Origin of the sequence: Rhizobium centroccidentale (genome assembly GCF_030182565.1) — a bacterium.
Classification (GTDB): domain Bacteria; phylum Pseudomonadota; class Alphaproteobacteria; order Rhizobiales; family Rhizobiaceae; genus Rhizobium.
Map to the genome: position 1 here is coordinate 234,548 of NZ_JAQJCG010000006.1, position 18,889 is coordinate 253,436.

The 18,889-nt window shown below is 59.5% G+C and carries 18 protein-coding genes; 7 read left to right on the forward strand and 11 right to left on the reverse strand.

The genetic code is table 11. The features are described 5' to 3' along the window. Nucleotides 1–2: 2 nt before the first annotated feature. Together PH562_RS11130 and PH562_RS11135 are read right to left on the reverse strand one after the other, a co-directional pair. Nucleotides 3–422 (reverse strand): hypothetical protein, encoded by a 420-nt coding sequence (locus PH562_RS11130; protein WP_285173003.1) that lies wholly within the window; start codon nucleotides 420–422, stop codon nucleotides 3–5. Next, nucleotides 422–1,675 carry a sarcosine oxidase subunit beta family protein gene (locus tag PH562_RS11135; RefSeq protein WP_113230790.1) on the reverse strand — a complete coding sequence of 418 codons (1,254 nt, stop codon included), beginning with the start codon at nucleotides 1,673–1,675 and terminating at the stop codon, nucleotides 422–424. Before PH562_RS11135 ends, PH562_RS11130 begins: the two co-directional genes overlap by 1 nt. A gap of 270 nt (nucleotides 1,676–1,945) precedes the next feature. On the opposite strand from PH562_RS11135, the gene PH562_RS11140 reads away from it, so the two are divergent. From PH562_RS11140 to PH562_RS11160, 5 genes are all read left to right on the forward strand, one after another. Then, nucleotides 1,946–2,287, forward strand: a complete 342-nt coding sequence (locus PH562_RS11140) for a hypothetical protein (RefSeq protein WP_285173006.1) — start codon at nucleotides 1,946–1,948, stop codon at nucleotides 2,285–2,287. Nucleotides 2,288–2,467: 180 nt separating this feature from the next. After that, complete coding sequence (gene rpsU, locus PH562_RS11145; RefSeq protein WP_004117638.1) at nucleotides 2,468–2,680, forward strand: 30S ribosomal protein S21; 213 nt, start codon at nucleotides 2,468–2,470, stop codon at nucleotides 2,678–2,680. Nucleotides 2,681–2,818: 138 nt separating this feature from the next. Continuing rightward, nucleotides 2,819–3,694: a tetratricopeptide repeat protein gene (locus PH562_RS11150; RefSeq protein ID WP_285173008.1), complete on the forward strand. Its 876-nt coding sequence runs from the start codon at nucleotides 2,819–2,821 to the stop codon at nucleotides 3,692–3,694. 217 nt (nucleotides 3,695–3,911) lie between these two features. Beyond that, on the forward strand, nucleotides 3,912–4,982 hold the full coding sequence (locus PH562_RS11155) for an NAD(P)/FAD-dependent oxidoreductase (protein ID WP_285173010.1): 1,071 nt from the start codon (nucleotides 3,912–3,914) through the stop codon (nucleotides 4,980–4,982). A gap of 254 nt (nucleotides 4,983–5,236) precedes the next feature. Further along, complete coding sequence (locus PH562_RS11160; protein WP_113230794.1) at nucleotides 5,237–6,892, forward strand: sensor histidine kinase; 1,656 nt, start codon at nucleotides 5,237–5,239, stop codon at nucleotides 6,890–6,892. Between the two features lie 142 nt (nucleotides 6,893–7,034). Here PH562_RS11160 and PH562_RS11165 read toward each other — a convergent pair whose 3' ends face one another. The 6 genes from PH562_RS11165 to PH562_RS11190 all read right to left on the reverse strand — a co-directional run bounded on the left by PH562_RS11165 (nucleotide 7,035) and on the right by PH562_RS11190 (nucleotide 14,219). Beyond that, nucleotides 7,035–8,429: an NAD(P)(+) transhydrogenase (Re/Si-specific) subunit beta gene (locus tag PH562_RS11165; RefSeq protein WP_285173043.1), complete on the reverse strand. Its 1,395-nt coding sequence runs from the start codon at nucleotides 8,427–8,429 to the stop codon at nucleotides 7,035–7,037. A 10-nt stretch (nucleotides 8,430–8,439) separates the two neighbouring features. Beyond that, entirely contained in the window at nucleotides 8,440–8,838 is a 399-nt protein-coding gene (locus tag PH562_RS11170; protein ID WP_285173011.1) for an NAD(P) transhydrogenase subunit alpha part 2, read from the reverse strand. Between the two features lies 1 nt (nucleotide 8,839). Further along, a complete protein-coding gene (locus tag PH562_RS11175; protein WP_285173012.1) occupies nucleotides 8,840–10,003 on the reverse strand; it encodes a Re/Si-specific NAD(P)(+) transhydrogenase subunit alpha in 1,164 nt (387 codons plus the stop codon). Nucleotides 10,004–10,113: 110 nt separating this feature from the next. After that, nucleotides 10,114–10,338 (reverse strand): aa3-type cytochrome c oxidase subunit IV, encoded by a 225-nt coding sequence (locus tag PH562_RS11180; RefSeq protein WP_041677669.1) that lies wholly within the window; start codon nucleotides 10,336–10,338, stop codon nucleotides 10,114–10,116. Between the two features lie 228 nt (nucleotides 10,339–10,566). Beyond that, nucleotides 10,567–12,882 carry a putative bifunctional diguanylate cyclase/phosphodiesterase gene (locus PH562_RS11185; protein ID WP_285173016.1) on the reverse strand — a complete coding sequence of 772 codons (2,316 nt, stop codon included), beginning with the start codon at nucleotides 12,880–12,882 and terminating at the stop codon, nucleotides 10,567–10,569. A 230-nt stretch (nucleotides 12,883–13,112) separates the two neighbouring features. Next, complete coding sequence (locus PH562_RS11190; RefSeq protein WP_285173017.1) at nucleotides 13,113–14,219, reverse strand: TRAP transporter substrate-binding protein; 1,107 nt, start codon at nucleotides 14,217–14,219, stop codon at nucleotides 13,113–13,115. 290 nt (nucleotides 14,220–14,509) lie between these two features. Between PH562_RS11190 and PH562_RS11195 the strand changes: the two genes are divergently transcribed. Continuing rightward, nucleotides 14,510–15,298, forward strand: coding sequence for a gamma-glutamyl-gamma-aminobutyrate hydrolase family protein (locus tag PH562_RS11195; RefSeq protein WP_285173019.1), 789 nt, complete (start codon nucleotides 14,510–14,512; stop codon nucleotides 15,296–15,298). 6 nt (nucleotides 15,299–15,304) lie between these two features. Here PH562_RS11195 and PH562_RS11200 read toward each other — a convergent pair whose 3' ends face one another. From PH562_RS11200 to PH562_RS11210, 3 genes are all read right to left on the reverse strand, one after another. Further along, nucleotides 15,305–16,267, reverse strand: a complete 963-nt coding sequence (locus PH562_RS11200) for a 2-hydroxyacid dehydrogenase (protein WP_285173020.1) — start codon at nucleotides 16,265–16,267, stop codon at nucleotides 15,305–15,307. A gap of 41 nt (nucleotides 16,268–16,308) precedes the next feature. Next, nucleotides 16,309–17,328 carry a LacI family DNA-binding transcriptional regulator gene (locus tag PH562_RS11205; RefSeq protein ID WP_113230801.1) on the reverse strand — a complete coding sequence of 340 codons (1,020 nt, stop codon included), beginning with the start codon at nucleotides 17,326–17,328 and terminating at the stop codon, nucleotides 16,309–16,311. A gap of 117 nt (nucleotides 17,329–17,445) precedes the next feature. Continuing rightward, nucleotides 17,446–17,958 (reverse strand): MarR family winged helix-turn-helix transcriptional regulator, encoded by a 513-nt coding sequence (locus tag PH562_RS11210; RefSeq protein WP_285173023.1) that lies wholly within the window; start codon nucleotides 17,956–17,958, stop codon nucleotides 17,446–17,448. Between the two features lie 86 nt (nucleotides 17,959–18,044). On the opposite strand from PH562_RS11210, the gene PH562_RS11215 reads away from it, so the two are divergent. Further along, the gene (locus PH562_RS11215) at nucleotides 18,045–18,836 is read left to right on the forward strand and encodes a creatininase family protein (RefSeq protein ID WP_285173024.1); all 792 of its coding nucleotides are present in this window, start codon (nucleotides 18,045–18,047) and stop codon (nucleotides 18,834–18,836) included. Nucleotides 18,837–18,889 lie beyond the last annotated feature (53 nt).

Here is an 18,889-nt window from a genome sequence, read left to right on the forward strand (position 1 = left end):
TGTTAAAGCTCGGAGCCTGTAAGGCTTGTGCCGGGAGGCTGCTCACAAAGCTGCCGTCCCATGGTGACGAAAGGTGTTATGCGCTTCAGCAGCGCCTCCAGCGATCCATATGGCTTCAGCACGTTGGTCATCCCCAGATTGACCAGGCTCATGCCCAGCAGGTCGGTGTCGATCGCAAACGCTCTGGTCGCCTCGGGCGTCTGGTCCGGCACGAAATAGACCGTCGGCTTGTTCAGCACCTTGGCGCAGGCAATCACGCCGCTTTCGGCCACGAAGGGCCAGTCGGTCTCATCCTTCGCCTTGTGAATCACCTGCATGCGAAAATCCTTGACCCCTGGAACGAGATCGTTGACTTCGGTCGCGATCGCTCCGACCGGTAGGGAAAGCCCTGCGGCAAGAACGATCCCGACCGCGGCCGACATCAGTGTGCCACGGCGGCTGCCGCCGCCTCATCGATCAGACGGCCGGTGCGGAAGCGATCCAGCGTCAGGCCGGCATTGAACTTATGCGGCTCGTCGCGGGCAATCAGATGGGCAAAGAGATTGGCCGAACCCGGCGTCGCCTTGAAGCCGCCCGTACCCCAGCCGCAATTGACATAGAGCCCGGGTACCGGCGTCTTCGACTGGATTGCCGAACGGTCCGGCGTGTTGTCGACGATGCCGCCCCAGGAGCGCATCATCTTCACGCGGCGAAACATCGGGAAGAGCTCGCAGATCGCATCCAGCGTATGGGTGATGATCTGCAACCCGCCGGTCTGGCTGTAGGAATTATACTGGTCCGTGCCGGCGCCGATGACGAGCTCACCCTTGTCGGACTGCGAGATATAGGCGTGCACCGTGTTCGACATGACGACGCAGGGGAAGATCGGCTTCAGCGGCTCGGAGACCAACGCCTGCAGCGGGCTCGACTGCAGCGGCACGCGCACGCCGGCCATCTGCATGACGACGGTGGTATGGCCGGCTGCCGACACGCCGACTTTCTTCGCACCAATGAAGCCTTTACTCGTGTCGACGCCGGTGACACGGCCATCCGGCCCGCGGCGAATGCCGGTCACTTCGCAATTCTGGATGATGTGCACGCCGCGATCGGAAGCGGCGCGGGCAAAGCCCCAGGCAACTGCATCGTGACGCGCCGTGCCGCCGCGACGCTGCAGGGCAGCGCCGTTGATCGGATAGCGCGCTGTCTTCGAAATATCGAGCGGCGGACAGTAAGCCTTGGCCTGCTCCGGCGTCAGCCATTCATTGTCGATGCCGTAGAGACGGTTGGCGTGGATATGGCGCTTGAAGGACTGCTGGTCATGCACATTGTGCGACAGCATCATCACGCCGCGCGGCGAATACATGACATTATAATTAAGATCCTGAGACAGCCCCTCCCAGAGCTTCATAGAATGCTCATAGATATGCATGCTCTCTTCATAGAGATAGTTCGAGCGGATGATGGTCGTGTTGCGGCCGGTATTGCCGCCGCCGAGCCAGCCCTTTTCGATGACGGCAACATTGGTGATGCCGTGCTCTTTGGCGAGATAGTAGGCTGCGCCCAGGCCGTGACCGCCGGCGCCGACGATGATGACGTCATACTCCTTGCGCGGCTCCGGCGAGGTCCATTGAGCCTCCCAGCCCTTGTGAGCCCGCATCGCTTCCCGTGCCACGGCAAAAACCGAGTATTTACGCATTCGCCCTCAACTCCTTCAGGCAAGACGCCCTTCTTGTGGGTCATACAAATCGCAAATCGAAAACCGACACAACGGCTCTTTTGCGACGCATTCAGGACCGTCTTTCGACACGGTTAAAATTGCCGCGTTCCCGGCTGCCGCGCTTAAGGCCTCTTAGCAATTTTATTTGCGCTGCAGATGGCAGACCTTCACCCGCCCGCCATGACCATCCTTACGCCAGACACATCCCTCTTTTCGTGGCTTTCCATTGTAAAGATAGATCCTCGCACGATGCTTGCTGTCGAAGGTCTGATTGGAAAAGTCGTGGCCGCCGATACGGACATTCTTGCCAAGCCGCACTTCACCGGCTGTGGCGGAGCCAAGCGCCCCAGCAAGAACAACGATGGCCAGCATAAGCGCTGCGAGCGGCCTCCCGACGACAGCAAGGTCGAGCGATTTCATAAAACGATTCCCCCTCTTTCGCGAACAATTGCTGAGATGGCGCAATCGCCGCAGCGCACGAATGATTGTGATCTGAAATACTCACATAAGCATGTCGATGTCGCAAAGATCGGCGTCCGCCAATCGCTTAATCAACAGCTTCGACGAAGCGTCGCAGGCGCCACCGACTGAATTCGGTACTCGACAACTAGCTTTTTCCTCTGCAAACTCACGATCTGGCTAGACTTTGACAAACCGATCTGCTATCTCGCCTAACCAATCGCAAGGCTGCGGCCGCGCGAACGTTATTTTTTTGCCTCCTGGCGTTGCCGTCGCCGCTGGCATCAACCAAACCAAAGGAACGTGATTCTCGTGCAGGTACTTGTCCGCGATAACAATGTCGACCAGGCTCTCCGCGCTCTCAAGAAGAAGATGCAGCGCGAAGGTATTTTCCGCGAAATGAAGATGCGCGACTACTATGAAAAGCCGTCGCAGAAGCGTGCTCGCGAAAAGGCTGAAGCTGTTCGTCGCGTTCGCAAGCTTGCTCGCAAGCGCGCTCAGCGCGAAGGCCTTGTTGCCAAGTAATCGCCGTTTTTTCGACGTTTTCAGATGCATGTGTGGCGGGGGCGAGTCGTTCGCCGCCGCCTTTTTGATTTATTCTCTGCGCAAATCGGATTAAATCAGAACAGCCTGATATGACGCATGGGGAAAGCGAACCCGATAATGGCAATGACGACTTCCGTAAAGTTCCGCACTTCGAACCTCTCCTTATTCGTTTCGAAGCGCGCCGCGGTGCTGCCTGCTTTGGCGATACTTGCCGCAATCAGCCTTTCCGGCTGCCAGACGGCTACGACCGATAATGTGATCCAGATCGACAAGGCGCAGGGCTCGTCCGAAAATATCGCTTCGCTGACGTCAGTCATCAATGCCAATCCGCAGGATCCGGAAGGCTACAATGTGCGCGGCACAGCCTATGGCCGCGGCGGTGATTTCAACCGCGCCCTTGCCGACTTCAATCAGGCGATCCAGCTCAATCCGAAGTTCTATCAGGCCTATGCCAACCGCGCGCTCATCTACCGCAACATGGGCAAGCTGCCGGAAGCGGTCGCGGACTACAACGCGGCGCTGCAGATCAACGGCAATTACGATGTCGCCTATATCGGCCGCGGCAATCTCTACCGCCAGGCCGGTCGCGATAACGATGCCTTCAATGATTATTCGAAGGCTATCAGCCTCGGCACCACGGACGGCCGTGCCTATAACGGCCGCGGCGTGATCTACCAGAAGCGCAATCAGCAGGATAAGGCGATCGACGATTTCTCCAAGGCGATCTCACTCTCGCCGAATTCGCCGGAGCCTTACAACAGCCGCGGCATCTCCTATCTCGCGCAGAACGACGACGACAACGCGTTTGCCGATTTCAACCATGCGATCGAGCTGAACAACAAGCTCGCCGAATCCTGGGCAAACCAGGCCTTCGTCTACGAGCGCAAGGGCGACAAGGCGAAAGCGCGTCGCTCCTATCAGCACGCGGTCAATCTCGATCCGAACTACCAGCCCGCCAGAGATGGTCTGGCACGTGTCGGCGCCGGCTCCTGAATATAGGAGCATAGCGAAACAGGATGTTCAGCCGCCGGCAAGCCCTGCCCGGCGGCTTTTCTTTGCCTCGGCAAAGGCCGAAAGCGCATCGCGATCCTTCAAATTCGCGTCAGGCGCTTTAGGTCTTTGACTTTGTGCATGTCGTTATCGCAAAACCGCTGCGCACTTTGCGCGACATGCTGTAGTCTCGGCTCACCCATTCAAGCGAGACAAAGACATGCCCTCCCCGCAAAAAGTCATCGTCGTCGGTGCCGGAATCATCGGTGCCTCCATCGCCTGGCATCTCAGTCGCAAGGGCGCATCCGTGACGGTGGTCGCTCAGCAGACCGGCGGCGTTGCAACTCCGAACTCCTTCGCCTGGATCAATGCGAGCTGGGGCAATCCGGAATTCTATTTCCAGCTCCGCCACCGATCGATGGCCGAATGGTCGCGGCTACAAGACGACCTACCTGATCTTCCCTTGTCCTGGTGCGGCGGCCTATCCTGGGATCTGCCCGAAGCAGAGCTCGACGCCTATGCGGCTCAGCATCATGGCTGGGGCTATGGCATACAGCCGGTCAACCAAGCGACGAGCGCGATGATCGAACCGAACCTCGCCAATCCGCCGGATTATGCCCTGCATGTTGCCGAGGAAGGCGCCGTCGAACCTGTTGTCGCCACCAAGCTGCTTCTGGAGGACGCCCGCCGTCAGGGCGCGAGCCTATCATTTGGCGTCGAGGTCAGGGGCCTGCTCAGAGAAGGCGAGCGGATTATCGGTATCGAAACGAGCGAAGGGCCGATGCGCGCCGATCATGTCGTTCTGGCCGCCGGTGCGGGCACGCCAGCGCTTGCGGCCTCGGCGGATATTCTCGTGCCGCTGGAAAGGCCTCCAGGGCTTATCGTCCATTCCCGCCCCGTGCAGAAAATGCTGAATGGTCTGGTGATGGCGCCGGAACTGCATTTGCGCCAGACGGCGGAGGGGAGAATCATCGCCGGCGGTGACTTCGGCGGCACCGATCCCGGCAGTAATCCGCAAGCAGCAGCCGACGATCTTTTCGCCAGGGTCAAAAAGACATTGAAGGGCGGCGAGATGCTGGAGCTTGATTTCTACACCATCGGCTATCGCCCAACACCGAAAGACGGCTTTCCGATTCTGGGTGGTGTCGGCGCGGCACCTGGCCTCTACCTCGCAGTTCTCCACTCCGGCGTCACGCTGGCGCCGCTCGTCGGCCTCCTCGCCGCGCAGGAAATCGTCGATGGCGGCGAAGCTCCCGAGCTAACACCCTTCCGCCTCTCACGCTTTGCCTAGCTCGGACACAAGGCCTGTCACCGCAACTTCAGGGATGCATTGCCACAGTCGTAAATATCCGAGATCGCTTACGATTTCGCAATAATGACTTTTCAGATGTTGCAAGGAAAATTACCCAGCCCTAACATGGCGCTTCACGAGCATGTAGCTCGATGATCTGGGCACGGGGGCGCTTGGCATGATGACCAATACCATTCTCTTCGCGTTTGCCAGCGCGTCGGACCCTTATGGAGGCACGATCGGTTGATCGCCCCATGAGGAAGCCGCATTTCCCGAAAGCGTCGATTGGTGCCTATCTGATCGCCATAGCCCTGGCGATTGCCTTGCCTATTCTCGCCTTCGTCGCGCTGCTTCTGGTCCAACTCGAGAATAATGAACGCGATGCTCTGAAGGGTGACACGGTTCAGGATGCGCAGGCGCTCTCGCGCGTCATCGATCGCCAATTGCAGGACATGGCGACGACGTTGCGCCTCCTGTCCTCCTCGCCGGAACTTGAGCGCAACGACATCGCCACCTTCTTCGCCCGCACGGAAACGGTATTGCGCACCGATTCGCTTTTCGTGCTGCTTATGGAAAAGGATGGCCAGCTCCGGCTGAATACACGCTGGCCGCTCGGCAAGCCACTCGGCAAGACCGGCAACATCGCCGCGCTTCAATCGGCACTGGATTCCGGCCGCATCGAGGCATCCGATGTCTTCATAGGCTCGACCGCCCGCCGCTGGGTCTATAACGTCACCCTGCCCCTCGAACATTCGCCGGCCGGCGCCGCTTTGGCGGTAACACAGGATGCCGACGAGCTCGCCAAGCTCGTGACGACGGAAGCCCTGCCACCCGGCTGGTCTGCCGCCGTTCTGGACAAATCCGGCCATGTCGTTGCCGCCGGTGGCCCAACGACCCTCGCCCCGGGCGACGCATTCAATAAGAACATCCTGCCGAAACTGATTGCATCCAGCGGCGTCTATCAGGATGACAAGGTCCTGCCGAACGCAGTGCTCGGTTACGCGCAAATCTCAGGCTGGTCCTGGAAGGCCGTCGTCTGGGGTCCGATCGCCTCTGCGCAGGCTTCGCTGATGAGCACCTGGCGCTTTCTGATCTATGGCGGTGTGACGCTGCTGTTGGTTGCGCTGATTGCCGTCTATGCCCTGGCCCGTCAAGTGCGCACCACCATACAGGATATTGCCGATATGGCGGAGCGCATGGGCCGCGGCGAGATCGTGGCGCCGGTCGACACCAGCGTCATCGAGGCAAATCAGGTAGCTGTCGCGCTATCCAACGCATCCTTCGACCGCAGCGTTACCGAGGACCGGTTGCATTTCGTCATGCACGAGCTCGTCCACCGCACCAAGAATCTCCTGGCGCTCGCGCAGGCAATGACGCGCCAGCTCGCGCGGCAGACCGACAGCGTCGATACCTTCCAGCGAGCGGTCGCCGACCGGCTGGAAGGCCTGGCGCGTTCGATCGAGGTGCTGACCAGCGAACAATGGTCCGGCGTGTCGCTTCGCCGCGTGATCGACATCCATCTCGCGACTTTCCTACAGGCACCTCAGCAGCTCGACGTTCTCGGCAATGACTTCCTGCTGAAGCCAGAGGCGGTGCAGAATCTCGGCCTGGTCCTGCACGAGCTTGCCACCAATTCGGTCAAATATGGCGCGCTGTCCGCGCCGGAGGGCAGGATCACCATCGAATGGACGAACGAAGCCGCTGAAACCGGCACCAAGATTCGCTTCGTCTGGACCGAAAGTGGCGGTCCGCCGGTCAAGCCGCCGAGCGATACCGGCTTCGGCACCACCGTCACGAAAACCCATGCCGCGGCATCCTTCAGCGGCCATGTCGAGGTCGATTTCCGTCCGGCTGGCCTCGTCTGGATACTGACCGCACCACGCAGCATGATGGAACGTCAAAGGAACTGAGAGCAGTTCCAGCAAAAGTGCGAAGCGGTTTTGCGTCCGGAACGGCGTAAAAACAAGAAGATAGAGCGTTTTCGCGATTCGAAGAAAAGCGGAATTGCTCTGAGAACGGAAACACTGCTCTTGCGGGCGCGGCGGCGGTAGCCTACTCGTTCATCGCCTTGACGATTTCTTCGGTCACTTTCTTCGCATCGCCGAGCAGCATCATCGTGCCGTCCTTGTAGAAAAGCGTGTTGTCGATGCCGGCATAGCCGGAGCCGAGCGAACGCTTGACGAAGAGGCAGGTTTTCGCCTTGTCGACGTCGAGGATCGGCATGCCATAGATCGGCGACGTCTTGTCGTCGCGCGCCGCTGGATTGGAAACATCGTTGGCGCCGATGACATAGGCAACATCGGCCTGGGCGAATTCCGAATTGATGTCCTCGAGCTCGAACACCTCGTCATAGGGTACATTGGCCTCGGCGAGCAGCACGTTCATATGGCCGGGCATGCGGCCGGCAACGGGGTGGATGGCATATTTCACATCGACGCCATGCGCCTTCAGCCTGTCGGCCATTTCACGCAGCGCATGCTGGGCCTGCGCAACCGCCATGCCATAGCCGGGCACGATGATGACCTTGGAGGCATTGGCCATCAGATAGGCAGCGTCCTCGGCCGAACCGAGCTTCACGGTCTTGTCGGAATTGTCGGCTCCGCCCGAGGCCGTCTCGCCGCCGAAACCGCCGAGAATGACCGAGATGAAGGAGCGGTTCATGCCCTTGCACATGATGTAGGACAGGATCGCACCCGAAGACCCGACAAGCGCGCCGGTGATGATGAGCGCGAGATTGCCGAGCGTGAAGCCGATGCCGGCAGCAGCCCAGCCGGAATAGGAATTCAGCATCGACACAACGACGGGCATGTCGGCGCCGCCGATCGGTACGATCAGCAGCACACCGAGAAGTAACGACAGCGCGACGATCGCCCAGAAGGCAAGATGACTCTCGTTCGCCGCCAGGCTGATGATGGAGACCACGATCAGCACAAGCAAAGCGGCATTGATGACATGGCGGTTCGGCAGCAGGATCGGCTTGCCGGACATACGTCCGTCGAGCTTCAGGAAGGCGATGATCGAACCGGTGAAGGTGAGCGCGCCGATCGCGACACCGATCGCCATCTCGATACGGGCTTCCGTATGGATATGGCCAATTTCGCCGATGCCGAAAGAGGACGGTGTATAGAGCGCCGAAGCCGCTACGAGGACGGCCGCCAGACCGACTAGCGAATGAAAGCCTGCGACAAGCTGCGGCATCGAGGTCATCGGAATGACGCGCGCAATATAGGCACCCGCTCCGCCGCCGATAGCAAGGCCGAGGATGATTAGCACGAAACCGCCGAAGGATGGCGTCGCCAGCACCAGCGTTGTGGCAATGGCAATGCCCATGCCGACCATGCCGTAGAGATTACCGCGTCGGCTGGTGGCCGGATGCGACAGGCCACGCAGAGCCAGGATGAACAGAACACCGGAGACGAGATAAAGGAAAGCCGCGATATTGCTCAGCATGCCGCCCTCACTTGTCCTTCTTCTTGTACATCGCCAGCATGCGCTGGGTGACAAGGAAGCCGCCGACGATATTGACCGAGACGAGAACCAGCGCCACGAAGCCGAAGCCCGTGGCAAGGCCGCTCGCCGAAATGCCCACGGCCAGCAGCGCACCGACGACGATGACCGAGGAGATGGCGTTCGTGACCGCCATCAGCGGCGTATGCAGGGCCGGCGTCACCGACCAGACGACATAATAGCCGACGAAGATCGCCAGCACGAAGATGGCAAGCTGAAAGACGAAAGGATCGATCGCTCCACCGGTTGCGGCACTGGCAACCTCGGGCGCCTGTGCAGCGGCGCTCGTAACGGCGGCAACGGCATCATTCAGTTGCTGGAGTGCCTGGTCCATTGCTTGGCTGGCCATCTCAGAGATCTCCCTTCTTGATCGTCGGCTGGTCGGGATCGACGAAATTCGGGTTCACGACCTCGCCGCCGTCGGTCAGCATCGTCGCCTTGATCAGCTCATCGGTGCGGTTGAGGGCGAGGCTCTTCGTATCCTTGTCGACCATCGTCTCCAGGAAGGTGATGAGATTCTTGGCATAGAGAGCAGAGGCGCTGGCCGCGATCCGCCCGGCCATGTTGGGATATCCGACCACCTTGACACCCTCGACATCGGCGATCTTGCCGTATTCGGCCCCCTCGATATTGCCGCCGCGTTCGACCGCGAGATCGACGGCCACGGCGCCGGGGCGCATCGCCTTCAGCATGTCGCGCCCGACAAGGCGCGGCGCCGGTCGCCCCGGAATGAGCGCCGTGGTGATGACGATATCCTGCTTGGCGATGTGATCGGCGACGAGCGCCGCCTGCTTTGCCTGATACTCTTTCGACATTTCCTTGGCATAGCCGCCGGCAGTCTCCGCCGCCTTGAACTCTTCGTCCTCGACCGCGACGAATTTCGCGCCGAGCGAAGCGACCTGCTCCTTTGCGGCCGGCCGCACGTCCGTCGCCGAAACGAGCGCCCCCAAACGCCGTGCGGTCGCGATCGCCTGCAACCCGGCAACGCCAGCGCCCATGACGAAGACCTTTGCCGCCGGCACCGTGCCCGCCGCCGTCATCATCATCGGCAGTGCCCGGTCATAGACCGCAGCAGCCTCGATCACGGCTTGATATCCTGCAAGATTGGCCTGCGACGACAGCACGTCCATCGACTGCGCGCGGGTGATGCGCGGCATCAGTTCCATGGCGAAGCTTGTCAGCCCTGCACGCGCCATCTCGGCAAGAGCAGCCTCGTTGCCATAGGGATCCATGATGGCGATGACGATCGCGCCGCTCTTATAGCCGGAGATCTCCTTGCTCGTCGGGCGTCTGACCTTGAGGATGACATCCGCCGCCTTCGCATCCTTGATGGAACCGATCCGGGCGCCGATGGCTTCGTATTCGGTATCCGGAATGCGCGATAAAGTCCCCGCACCGGCTTCGATCACCACATCGAAACCCAGGTTCTTCATCTTCTTTACCGTCTCGACGGAAGCCGCAACACGCGTCTCCTCCGCCACGCTTTCCTTGGCCACGAAAACCAGATTGCTCAACGACGACACCTCGCATCAGACGGCGCCGCTCCTGAATGCGGCGGCGCTGTAGCCTGCAGAATCATGGGAAAGCGCGGGCGATCGGCCCGGCGTCGGTCAGCGCTGCAATATCAGCGCAACAGGACGACGCTGGCGATGGTCAGAACGATGAATATCAGGACGCCGCCGAGGAAACCGGCATGACCAAAGAAACCGGCCGCCATGGCGATCAACAATGCGGCAACGATCGCAGACCCGACCTTGGCTCCCGAGATGAAAAGATTATAGGTCTTCTCATGCTCCTTGTAGTCCATGGGAGCACCCACTTCGGCGGGTCCAGTATGATGTTCGGCCATTCAGAATTCTCCCCTCGATCCTCTCCGCCGACAGACAATATAATTGCCAGCTGGAGCTCGTCCTCAAAAGTTGTGGTAGCCCGCAACGGATACCGCAACCAATTTCCTCCACCGAGGGGTTACACAAAGCGAGGAAAAATGCAATGCACGAGAAGGTCGCAGGCGGGTGTAGGCTGGCGGAATCGCCGATGGATTTCGAATACGCCCGCATCAAAACGACGACGCCGGCTAGGTCGCGACATCAGACGGCAGGATTCTGCCGGCGCCCAACTGCCGCCGGCTAAGACTGGCCACCCTCTCGACAACCTGCTCCTGCGGCACCGGAGGCGAAAATACATAGCCTTGGATGATATCAGCCAGGTTCCGCTCGACGACCAATGCCAGCTGCTCCAGCGTCTCGACACCTTCGATCACGATATGAAGGCTGAGCGCGCGGGAAAGATCGACGATACCGCATAGCAGCTTGAAACGGCGGCTATCCGTCGTGATGTCACGAACGAAAGACCGATCGATCTTCACGACATCCACAGGCAGCGTATCGAGATAGCTGAGGCTGGAAAATCCCGTTCCGAAATCGTCGATCGCAATGGTGATGCCTTTGGCGCGCAGATCGGCGAGGATGGAGCGAACGGTCGCCACCTCATCCATCAGGCAACTTTCAGTAACCTCGAGATGCAGGCGGGATGGCTCCAATCCTGACGTATCAAGCGCCGCCATGACGATTTTGACAATCTCGCCATTGCGCAGATCCTGTGCCGAGAGATTGACAGAGACCGCGAGCGGCGCAGGCCATGAAGCGCAGTCCTTGCAGGCCTGGTCGACCATGAAGCGGGTGATGCCGGCAACGATGCCCATCTCCTCGGCAACCTGCACGAAAAGATCGGGCGGGATCGAGCCCTTTTCCGGATGAATCCAGCGTGCAAGCGCCTCGCAGCATTCGATCCGGGAGCCATCCGGCGTGAACATCGGCTGATAGACGGCCTGAAGCCTGCCGGTTTCCACCGCCTCGCGCAAATCATCCTTCAGCTTCTGCCGCTCGACATAGCGCGCGTCCATCTCCTGCTCGAAGGCACTGCAGCCGCCCTTCAGCCGCGATTTGGCGTCGAAGAGCGCGAGATCGACCTTGATCTGCCACTCCTCCGGGCGAAACTCACGGCTGGACATGGTGAGATATCCGCCGCTGACGGAAATCCGGAAACTGCTGTCCTCCACGTTGTAGGTGCCGGCCATTGCCGCATGCAAGTTATGGATACCGGCATTGATATCCGGGGCATCGTCTTCATTCGGAATGAACAGCACGAATTGATCGCCCACAAGACGAGCGGCAATTGCTGTGGTGCCGGCAAGCTGCTTCAGGCGCTCGGCTATGGCGACCAGCAGGCGGTCCCCGGCAACATGTCCCTTGGTATCGTTGACGTGTTTGAAGTCATCGATATCGAGAACCAGAATGCCGATGCGGCTTTCCCGTTTGCGCCCAGCCAGCCTCTCCTTGACCAGATCCAGGAAATATTCGCGATTCGGGAGCCCCGTCAAAGGATCGTAGCGCACCATATGCAGGATCTTGCGCTCCGCTCGAATACGCACCGTCACGTCTTCGAAAATCAGAATCACGATCCCATCCGCACGGCGGCTGGCCGAAAATTCCAGGAACTGATCCTCGTTGAATTGGATGAGCGTTCGCGACAGCGTGCCGCTGACGAGCTGTGCCAGCTGCCGCTGGATGAGCCCGGGCAGCGATCCGTCGATGAAAGCGTGGCGGGCGCCGTAGCGTAGAACGACATCGAATTCGCAGTCCTTGAGCCGCTGCGGATCGGCAAAATTGAGGAGCTCGCATGCCTTGCGATTGACGACCAGAATGCGGTTCTGGGCATCCAGCATGAACAGCCCGTGCGTCATGCTGTTCAGCGCAGTGTCGAACCTGTCGGCCATCAGCGATATCTCGCGCGAAGCGATGATGTTCCGGTAAAGAAATTCGCGCATGCCATTCGCCATTGCGCGCGTCGTCAGTCCAAACGGAATGAGCATGAGGGAGGCTATTGCCTTGTAAGGCTGCTGCAACAGCAGGCAGGCAATGATGATCGGCACGCAGCAGGCGAGAATCTGAAGATCCACCGCCCGCGGCGAACCATAGTTGCGGCCGACGATCGACACCATCGACGCCATGGTGACGGCGACGCAGATGAATTCCGCCAGCGGATCGCGCAGAATGAGGATGGCATAGCTGCTGCCGATGCCGAGGATGGCCGCCGTCGCCGCCGCGCCGATTACATAGCGCGTTTCCCACCCGGCAATATCGGCGCGCGTAAGATCATTCTTGTCCGCGGCGTCGAACAGCTGGAACAAATGGATGCGTAAGCCAAAGACAACCGCAAACGCCACGCAAAAGACCAGATAGATGCCGGCATGCGTGCTCAGGAAAACGAGGGTATATGTCAGGATGTGAACGAACACGCCCGTGATGAGCGTTTTGCGATTTCCGAAAAGCGAACTGACGAACGACAGATAAATATCCGTCGGCACGGTGTCCGGGCTTGGAGGCTTCATTCAGACTTCCCCTGATGCGGCGGACACCCTAGTGGAAACCCTTTAAAATTTACTTGCCCGAACAGAGCACATTCGGACAGATTTTCCAATCAAAGCGGCAGCTTAAGTTGAAGCGGGATTATGATCAGAACTGCACTGGCCCAATGATTCCCGGCTCCCATTGAGGTGGATATAATATTTAAAGCACTAATAAAGAAAACAATATATCGACAAAGACTTATGAAATACGATTACAGCTTGCCCGCCCGCTGCTGGATCATCATGAAAGTATCGAAAGTATACTCGGAAAGCTGCATCCAAAGATAGGCATCCTTCTTATAGGCGACCTGATCCTCATAAATGCGCTTGAAATAATCGTTTGACTTGGAGAGATCGGCATAAAGCGCGCTCGCTGCCTGGAAGCAGGCCTCCATGATCTCCTGGCTGAAAGGTCTGAGCGTCACCCCCTGCTGCACGATATCCTTCAGCGCCTGGGGATTTTTGACGTCGTATTTTGCCAGCATATTGGTATTGGCGAAGGCACAGGCGTCGCCGAGAATTGCCTGATAGTTCTTCGGCAAGGCGTTCCATTTTTCCAGATTGAAGAAGGCATGCACCACGGCGCCACCTTCCCACCAGCCGGGATAATAATAGTATTTGGCGATCTTCTGCAGGCCGAGTTTCAAGTCGTCATAGGGGCCGACCCATTCGGCCGCGTCGACCGTACCCTTATTTAGCGCGTCATAGACACCGTTGACCGGAATATCCTGCTGCGGCACGACGCCGATCTTCTCGATCACCTTCCCGGCCAGGCCGGCGATGCGCATTTTCAGACCCTTGAGATCGTCGAGCGTATTGATTTCCTTGCGAAACCAGCCACCCATCTGCGCACCGGTGTTGCCTGCGGGAAGCCCTAAGATGCCCTGCGTGGCATAGAATTCGTTCATTAACTTGTTGCCATTGCCCTGGTAGAACCAGGCATTGGTCAGCCGGGCATTGAGGCCGAACGGCAGCGCCGTGCCGATGGCATAGGTCGGATCCTTTTGCCAGAAATAATAGGAGCAGGTGTGCGCGGCATCGACGGCGCCGGCGCTGACCGCATCGGCTGCCTGTGCACCGGGAACGATCTCACCGGCCTCATAGGTCTGGATGACGAAATTGCCGTTGGTCGCGTCGGAAACATGCGCGGCAATATCTTCCGCGCCGCCATAGATCGTATCCAGGCTCTTGGGAAAGGAAGAGGTCATCTTCCAGGTGATCTTCGGATATTCCTGGGCAAGGGCCGGGCTCGCAAGCGCGGAAGCGGCAGCACCTGCGCCAACAGCTCCTGCCCGCCTGATGAAGGAACGGCGATCCATCGAATTCTCCCATACGGACGGCATTGCTGGGGAACGGCGCGTTCCCCGTCACGGCGCAAGCGATGGAACTAACCATGCCGCACCCGGTCTTTCAAGTTTGCTCTTGCACCGCATTATGGCGATTCCTGTACATCGGCGTAACGAGCCGAAACAAAGCCTTGGGAAAACCTCTGCGCGTTGCCGGCCAGGCCGTATTCGCGTAAGTTCGTAAGGCGCAAGTCGCCCTCGGATCGACATCAAGATCGTCCAGAGGTCCAATGAACAAACGTCTGCAGCCTTCGGAGCCTTGCATGCCCAGACCGATCATCGCCATTCCCGCCGATATCCGCGAGTTCGATGGCACCAGCTGGCATGCGGTGCAGCTGCAATATGTACGCGCTGCCGTGAAGGCTTCGGGATTGATGGCGCTGATCGTTCCCGCGCTGGAGGACGGCAACGATGCGGACGCCATTCTGGACCGCGTCGACGGGTTGCTCGTTTCCGGTTCGGCGACCAATGTGCATCCATCCCTCTATGGAAAAGAGGCAAGGGACAGCGACGGCCCCTTCGACCCGGCGCGTGACGCGACATCGCTGCCGCTCATTCGCCGCGCGATCGATCGCGCCATTCCGATGCTCGCCATCTGCCGCGGCATTCAGGAGCTGAACGTTGCCCTTGGTGGCACGCTCGCCAGCGAAATCCAGGACCAGCCGGGCATCTGGGATCACCGCAAGCCGCCGAATGTCGATCGCGATACGATGTATTCCATCCGGCAGAGCGTCTTCGTCAAGGAAGGCTCCTGTATCGCCCGTGCCGTCGGACCGGGTGAAGTGCGTGTGAATTCGCTGCATCGCCAGGCGATCGCCGATACGGCGCCGGGACTGCAGGTGGAGGCACTGGCCGAGGACGGCACGATCGAGGCCGTCTCCGTTATCGGTGCGAAGGCCTTTGCCGTCGGCGTACAATGGCATCCGGAATATTGGGCGGAAACGGATTCGCCGTCGCTGAAGCTTTTCACCGCCTTCGGCGATGCCGTGCGCGACTATGCTGCCAGCAAGGAGCGGCCTGCGGTCGCTCCGTATCCGCAAAAAGCCGTCTGATCAGCCTCACGGCTTGACCGGCGTTTCCGGCACCGGCGTCACAGGCTCACCCCTGGCGAACCATTCGATGATGTTGTCGGCGACGAGATCGGCCATGGCATCGCGCGTCGGCACCGAGGCCGAGGCCACATGCGGCAGCAGCGAAACATTGGGCAGCGAGAGATATCCTGTGGGGACATTCGGTTCGTCGTAGAAGACGTCGAGACCGGCTGCGCCCAGCGTGCCGTTGCCGAGGGCGGTTATCAGCGCGTCGTCATCGACGGACCAGCCGCGGCCGACATTGATAAACACACCTTGCGGCCCAAGCGCCGAGAGGATGTCCGCATTGATGACCTTGTGCGTCTCAGGCGTCTTCGGCACGATGGAAATCAGCGTATCCACCGACTGCGCCATCTCCTTCAGCGTCGGGTAGTAATCGTAAGGCAGGGAGTCGCGGGGCGAGCGGGTATGATAGCCGATCTTCACCTTGAACGGCTCCAGCCTCCTCGCGATCTCCAGGCCGATGCGGCCGAGACCATTGATGCCGATGCGGCGTCCCTTCATCGAAAAGGGCGAGAGCGGAAAAGCCCCTTCCTTGACCCAGCGTCCCTCGCGCAGCCAGCTTTCAGCCTTGGGAAACTGCCGCAGCGTGTTCAGCAGCAGGGCGATCGCGGTATCAGCAACCTCAGCATTCAGGACATCAGGCGTATTGGTGACGACGATGCCCTTGGAGGCAGCGTGCTTGACGTCGATGCCGTCATAGCCGACGCCGAAATTGGCAATGACTTCGAGCTTGGGAAAGGCATCGATCCAGCCGGCATCGAAGCCACCCGCAACGGCAACGCCGCGAATGCGGGCTGCGGTTTCCGCATCGACCTTCGGGCCGCCGTCGCGTTCGACCGAAACGATATCGAACTGCTTACCGAGTCTTTCGAGGACGCGCGGGTGTATCTTCCCCGGAACGAGGACGGCGATGCGACTATCGGACATGGATCTTTCCTTTTGAGATACGGTTCGGCGCCGAACCGCTGCTAGCGAGCTTTATAAGGCGCCGTCGATTGGCGGATGCGCATTTCCGGCTTGATCAGATGGATACCATCCGGCTCATGGCTTCCCGCCAGCCTATCCAAAAGCGCGCGCGCTGCAAGCCTTCCGACCTCGGCTTGACCGTTCCAGACGGTGGTCAGCGCCGGCGTTGCGATCGCCGCCTCTTCCAGATCGTCATAGCCGGTGACGGAAATGTCCCCCCCGGGAACGAGGCCGGCGCGTGAAATGCCGTTCATGAGACCGATGGCGACCAGATCGTTCCAGCAGACAGCCGCCGTCGGCTTCTGCGGCAGCGACAGGAAATGCACTGCCGCCTCGAAGCCGCCCTGCTTGGAGCGGGCGCCGGGAATACGCAGATTGGGATCGACTTCTATGCCCGCCTTGCGCAGCGCGTTCACATAGCCCTGATAGCGGTCGCGCCCTGTCGAGGTCTGATCGGTGCCGCCGATCATGGCAATGGAGCGGTGACCGAGGCTGATCAGGTGGTTGGTCGCAAGCGAGATGCCGTAGCTGTCGTCGCCGCGAAAGGTCGGCAGATCCAGCGCTTCGATCTGTCGCGCGACGAGGATGGCCGGCATGCCGTTTTCTTCCGCCAGTTCGAAATCCTCCGGCGGCGTGCCGATCGCCGGCGACATGATGACGCCGTCGCCGCCGAGCTGCAGCAGCGTCTCGATGAAGGTTCGCTGCTTTTCGACCGAATCATAGTGATTGGAGAGGATGAAGGTATGGCGGCTGCGGTCGAGCTCGCTTTCGATCGCCTTCAGGATTTCTCCGTAGAAGGGGTTCATGATGTCATGAACGACGACGCCGATGATGCCCGATCGCGATGTCCTCAGGCTCGCCGCGCGGCGATTGTAGATATAGCCCAGCGCACGGGCCTGGTCCTTGATCTTTTCTCGTGTATTAACCGCAACCAGTGGGCTGTCGCGTAAGGCCAGAGATACCGTTGCCGTTGAAATGCCCAGCGTTTCCGCAATTGTAGAAAGCTTTATCTTTTGCGCCACGCGCGCCCTCCCGTGAAACGCAGCCGTAACATATCCCGTTCGTTTTACGATTCCGGAATTTAAAATCTTTAATTAAAAGCTTTAATCACGCTGCGCAACACGAATTCTTGAGGATTCTCAGAATTCGTCTTCATCCTCATCGTCATCTCCGGCTTGGAGATTGTGCTCGATCGTCTTGAGCAGGCGCACGAGCGAGCGGATATCTTTTTCCGAGAAGCCGCGGGTCGCAAGCTCATCGCAGCTTGCCGCCGAACTTTCGATTTCGCCGACGCTGTTTCGCCCTGCTTCGGTCAGATAAACCTTGGTCAGGCGGGCATCGTCGGCATCCGGCCGCCGTTCGACGAAGCCTTGCGCCTCCATGCGCCCGATCGTACGCGTCATCGTCGGCGCCTTGACGCCGAGCTTTTGGGCCAGTGTACCGGCCGGAAGACCATCGCTTGCCGCGAGCGCAAGAATGACACCGTCCTGTCCGGCATAGAGGCCGCTCGCCGTCAGGCTGCGCGTCATCACCGTGCGCATGGACCGCGCCGCCTGCGTCAAGGCCGGCGACAGATCGGCAAGCGTGTAGTCCCGGTGATCCTTCTTCTTACCTGACTTACTTTTCTTCCCGACCTTGTTCTTTTTGCCCATCGTGATTCCGTTGACCTTTTCGCCGCTAAGTCATCACGCTATGACATTGCGCAGGTTACTGACATAAACAAGAGGTACATCCTCAGATGGCGCATCCTTTGCCATGTTTCGATGACAATGATGAAACATTGACGCTCGAAGAGCGAAGAAAATGGATCGCCGTACTGCCACTTGGCGCCTATGAGCAACACGGCCCGCATTTGCCGTTCGAAACCGACGCGCTCATCGCGGAAGGAATCGTCTCGCGTCTCAAGGTTGCCTTGCCGGCAAACCTCCCGGTCACGTTTCTCGCCGTCGAGCCGGTGGGCTATTCGATCGAGCATATGGATGTAACCGGTACCCGGACGCTGGCTTTCGACGAAGCTGTTCGGCGGTGGCTCGGCATTGCCGAGCAGATGAACAATCTCGGCATCCGCAAATTCGTCATGCTGAATGCCCATGGCGGCAACTCGCCGCTGATGACCATAGTCGCGACGGAAGCGCGCGTGCGCTTCAACATGCTGGCGGTCGCAACCAGCTGGACACGTTTCGGCGTACCGGACGGGCTGATTGCGCCGGATGACAAAGCCATCGACATTCATGGCGGCGATATCGAGACATCGGTCATGCTCGCCCTCCATCCGGAAAAGGTTGACATGCCGAAAGCGGCAAACTTCCCGTCACGGCAATCGGAGTTCATCAAGGGCTTCAAGCATCTGCGCGCCTATGGACCTCACGCCTTCGGCTGGAAAATGGCCGATCTGAGCAGCCAGGGTGTGGCCGGCAACGCGGCCGTGGCCACGGCGCAAAAAGGCGAGCGGCTGATCGCACATGCAGTCAAGGGCCTCATCGAGCTGCTGGAAGATATAGACAGCTTCGACATGTCGATGCTGTCATGAGCACGCCGCCAAACCGCCTCTCCGCAATCCAATGTGATCTTATAACATATAAA

Bases quoted from the DNA above. Each gene is read 5' to 3' on its own strand.
- PH562_RS11130 (WP_285173003.1), bottom strand. From the start codon at position 422: ATGTCGGCCGCGGTCGGGATCGTTCTTGCCGCAGGGCTTTCCCTACCG.
- PH562_RS11135 (WP_113230790.1), bottom strand. From the start codon at position 1,675: ATGCGTAAATACTCGGTTTTTGCCGTGGCACGGGAAGCGATGCGGGCT.
- PH562_RS11140 (WP_285173006.1), top strand. From the start codon at position 1,946: ATGCTTGCTGTCGAAGGTCTGATTGGAAAAGTCGTGGCCGCCGATACG.
- PH562_RS11150 (WP_285173008.1), top strand. From the start codon at position 2,819: ATGGCAATGACGACTTCCGTAAAGTTCCGCACTTCGAACCTCTCCTTA.
- PH562_RS11155 (WP_285173010.1), top strand. From the start codon at position 3,912: ATGCCCTCCCCGCAAAAAGTCATCGTCGTCGGTGCCGGAATCATCGGT.
- PH562_RS11160 (WP_113230794.1), top strand. From the start codon at position 5,237: ATGAGGAAGCCGCATTTCCCGAAAGCGTCGATTGGTGCCTATCTGATC.
- PH562_RS11170 (WP_285173011.1), bottom strand. From the start codon at position 8,838: ATGGCCAGCCAAGCAATGGACCAGGCACTCCAGCAACTGAATGATGCC.
- PH562_RS11180 (WP_041677669.1), bottom strand. From the start codon at position 10,338: ATGGCCGAACATCATACTGGACCCGCCGAAGTGGGTGCTCCCATGGAC.
- PH562_RS11185 (WP_285173016.1), bottom strand. From the start codon at position 12,882: ATGAAGCCTCCAAGCCCGGACACCGTGCCGACGGATATTTATCTGTCG.
- PH562_RS11190 (WP_285173017.1), bottom strand. From the start codon at position 14,219: ATGGATCGCCGTTCCTTCATCAGGCGGGCAGGAGCTGTTGGCGCAGGT.
- PH562_RS11195 (WP_285173019.1), top strand. From the start codon at position 14,510: ATGCCCAGACCGATCATCGCCATTCCCGCCGATATCCGCGAGTTCGAT.
- PH562_RS11200 (WP_285173020.1), bottom strand. From the start codon at position 16,267: ATGTCCGATAGTCGCATCGCCGTCCTCGTTCCGGGGAAGATACACCCG.
- PH562_RS11210 (WP_285173023.1), bottom strand. From the start codon at position 17,958: ATGGGCAAAAAGAACAAGGTCGGGAAGAAAAGTAAGTCAGGTAAGAAG.
- PH562_RS11215 (WP_285173024.1), top strand. From the start codon at position 18,045: ATGGCGCATCCTTTGCCATGTTTCGATGACAATGATGAAACATTGACG.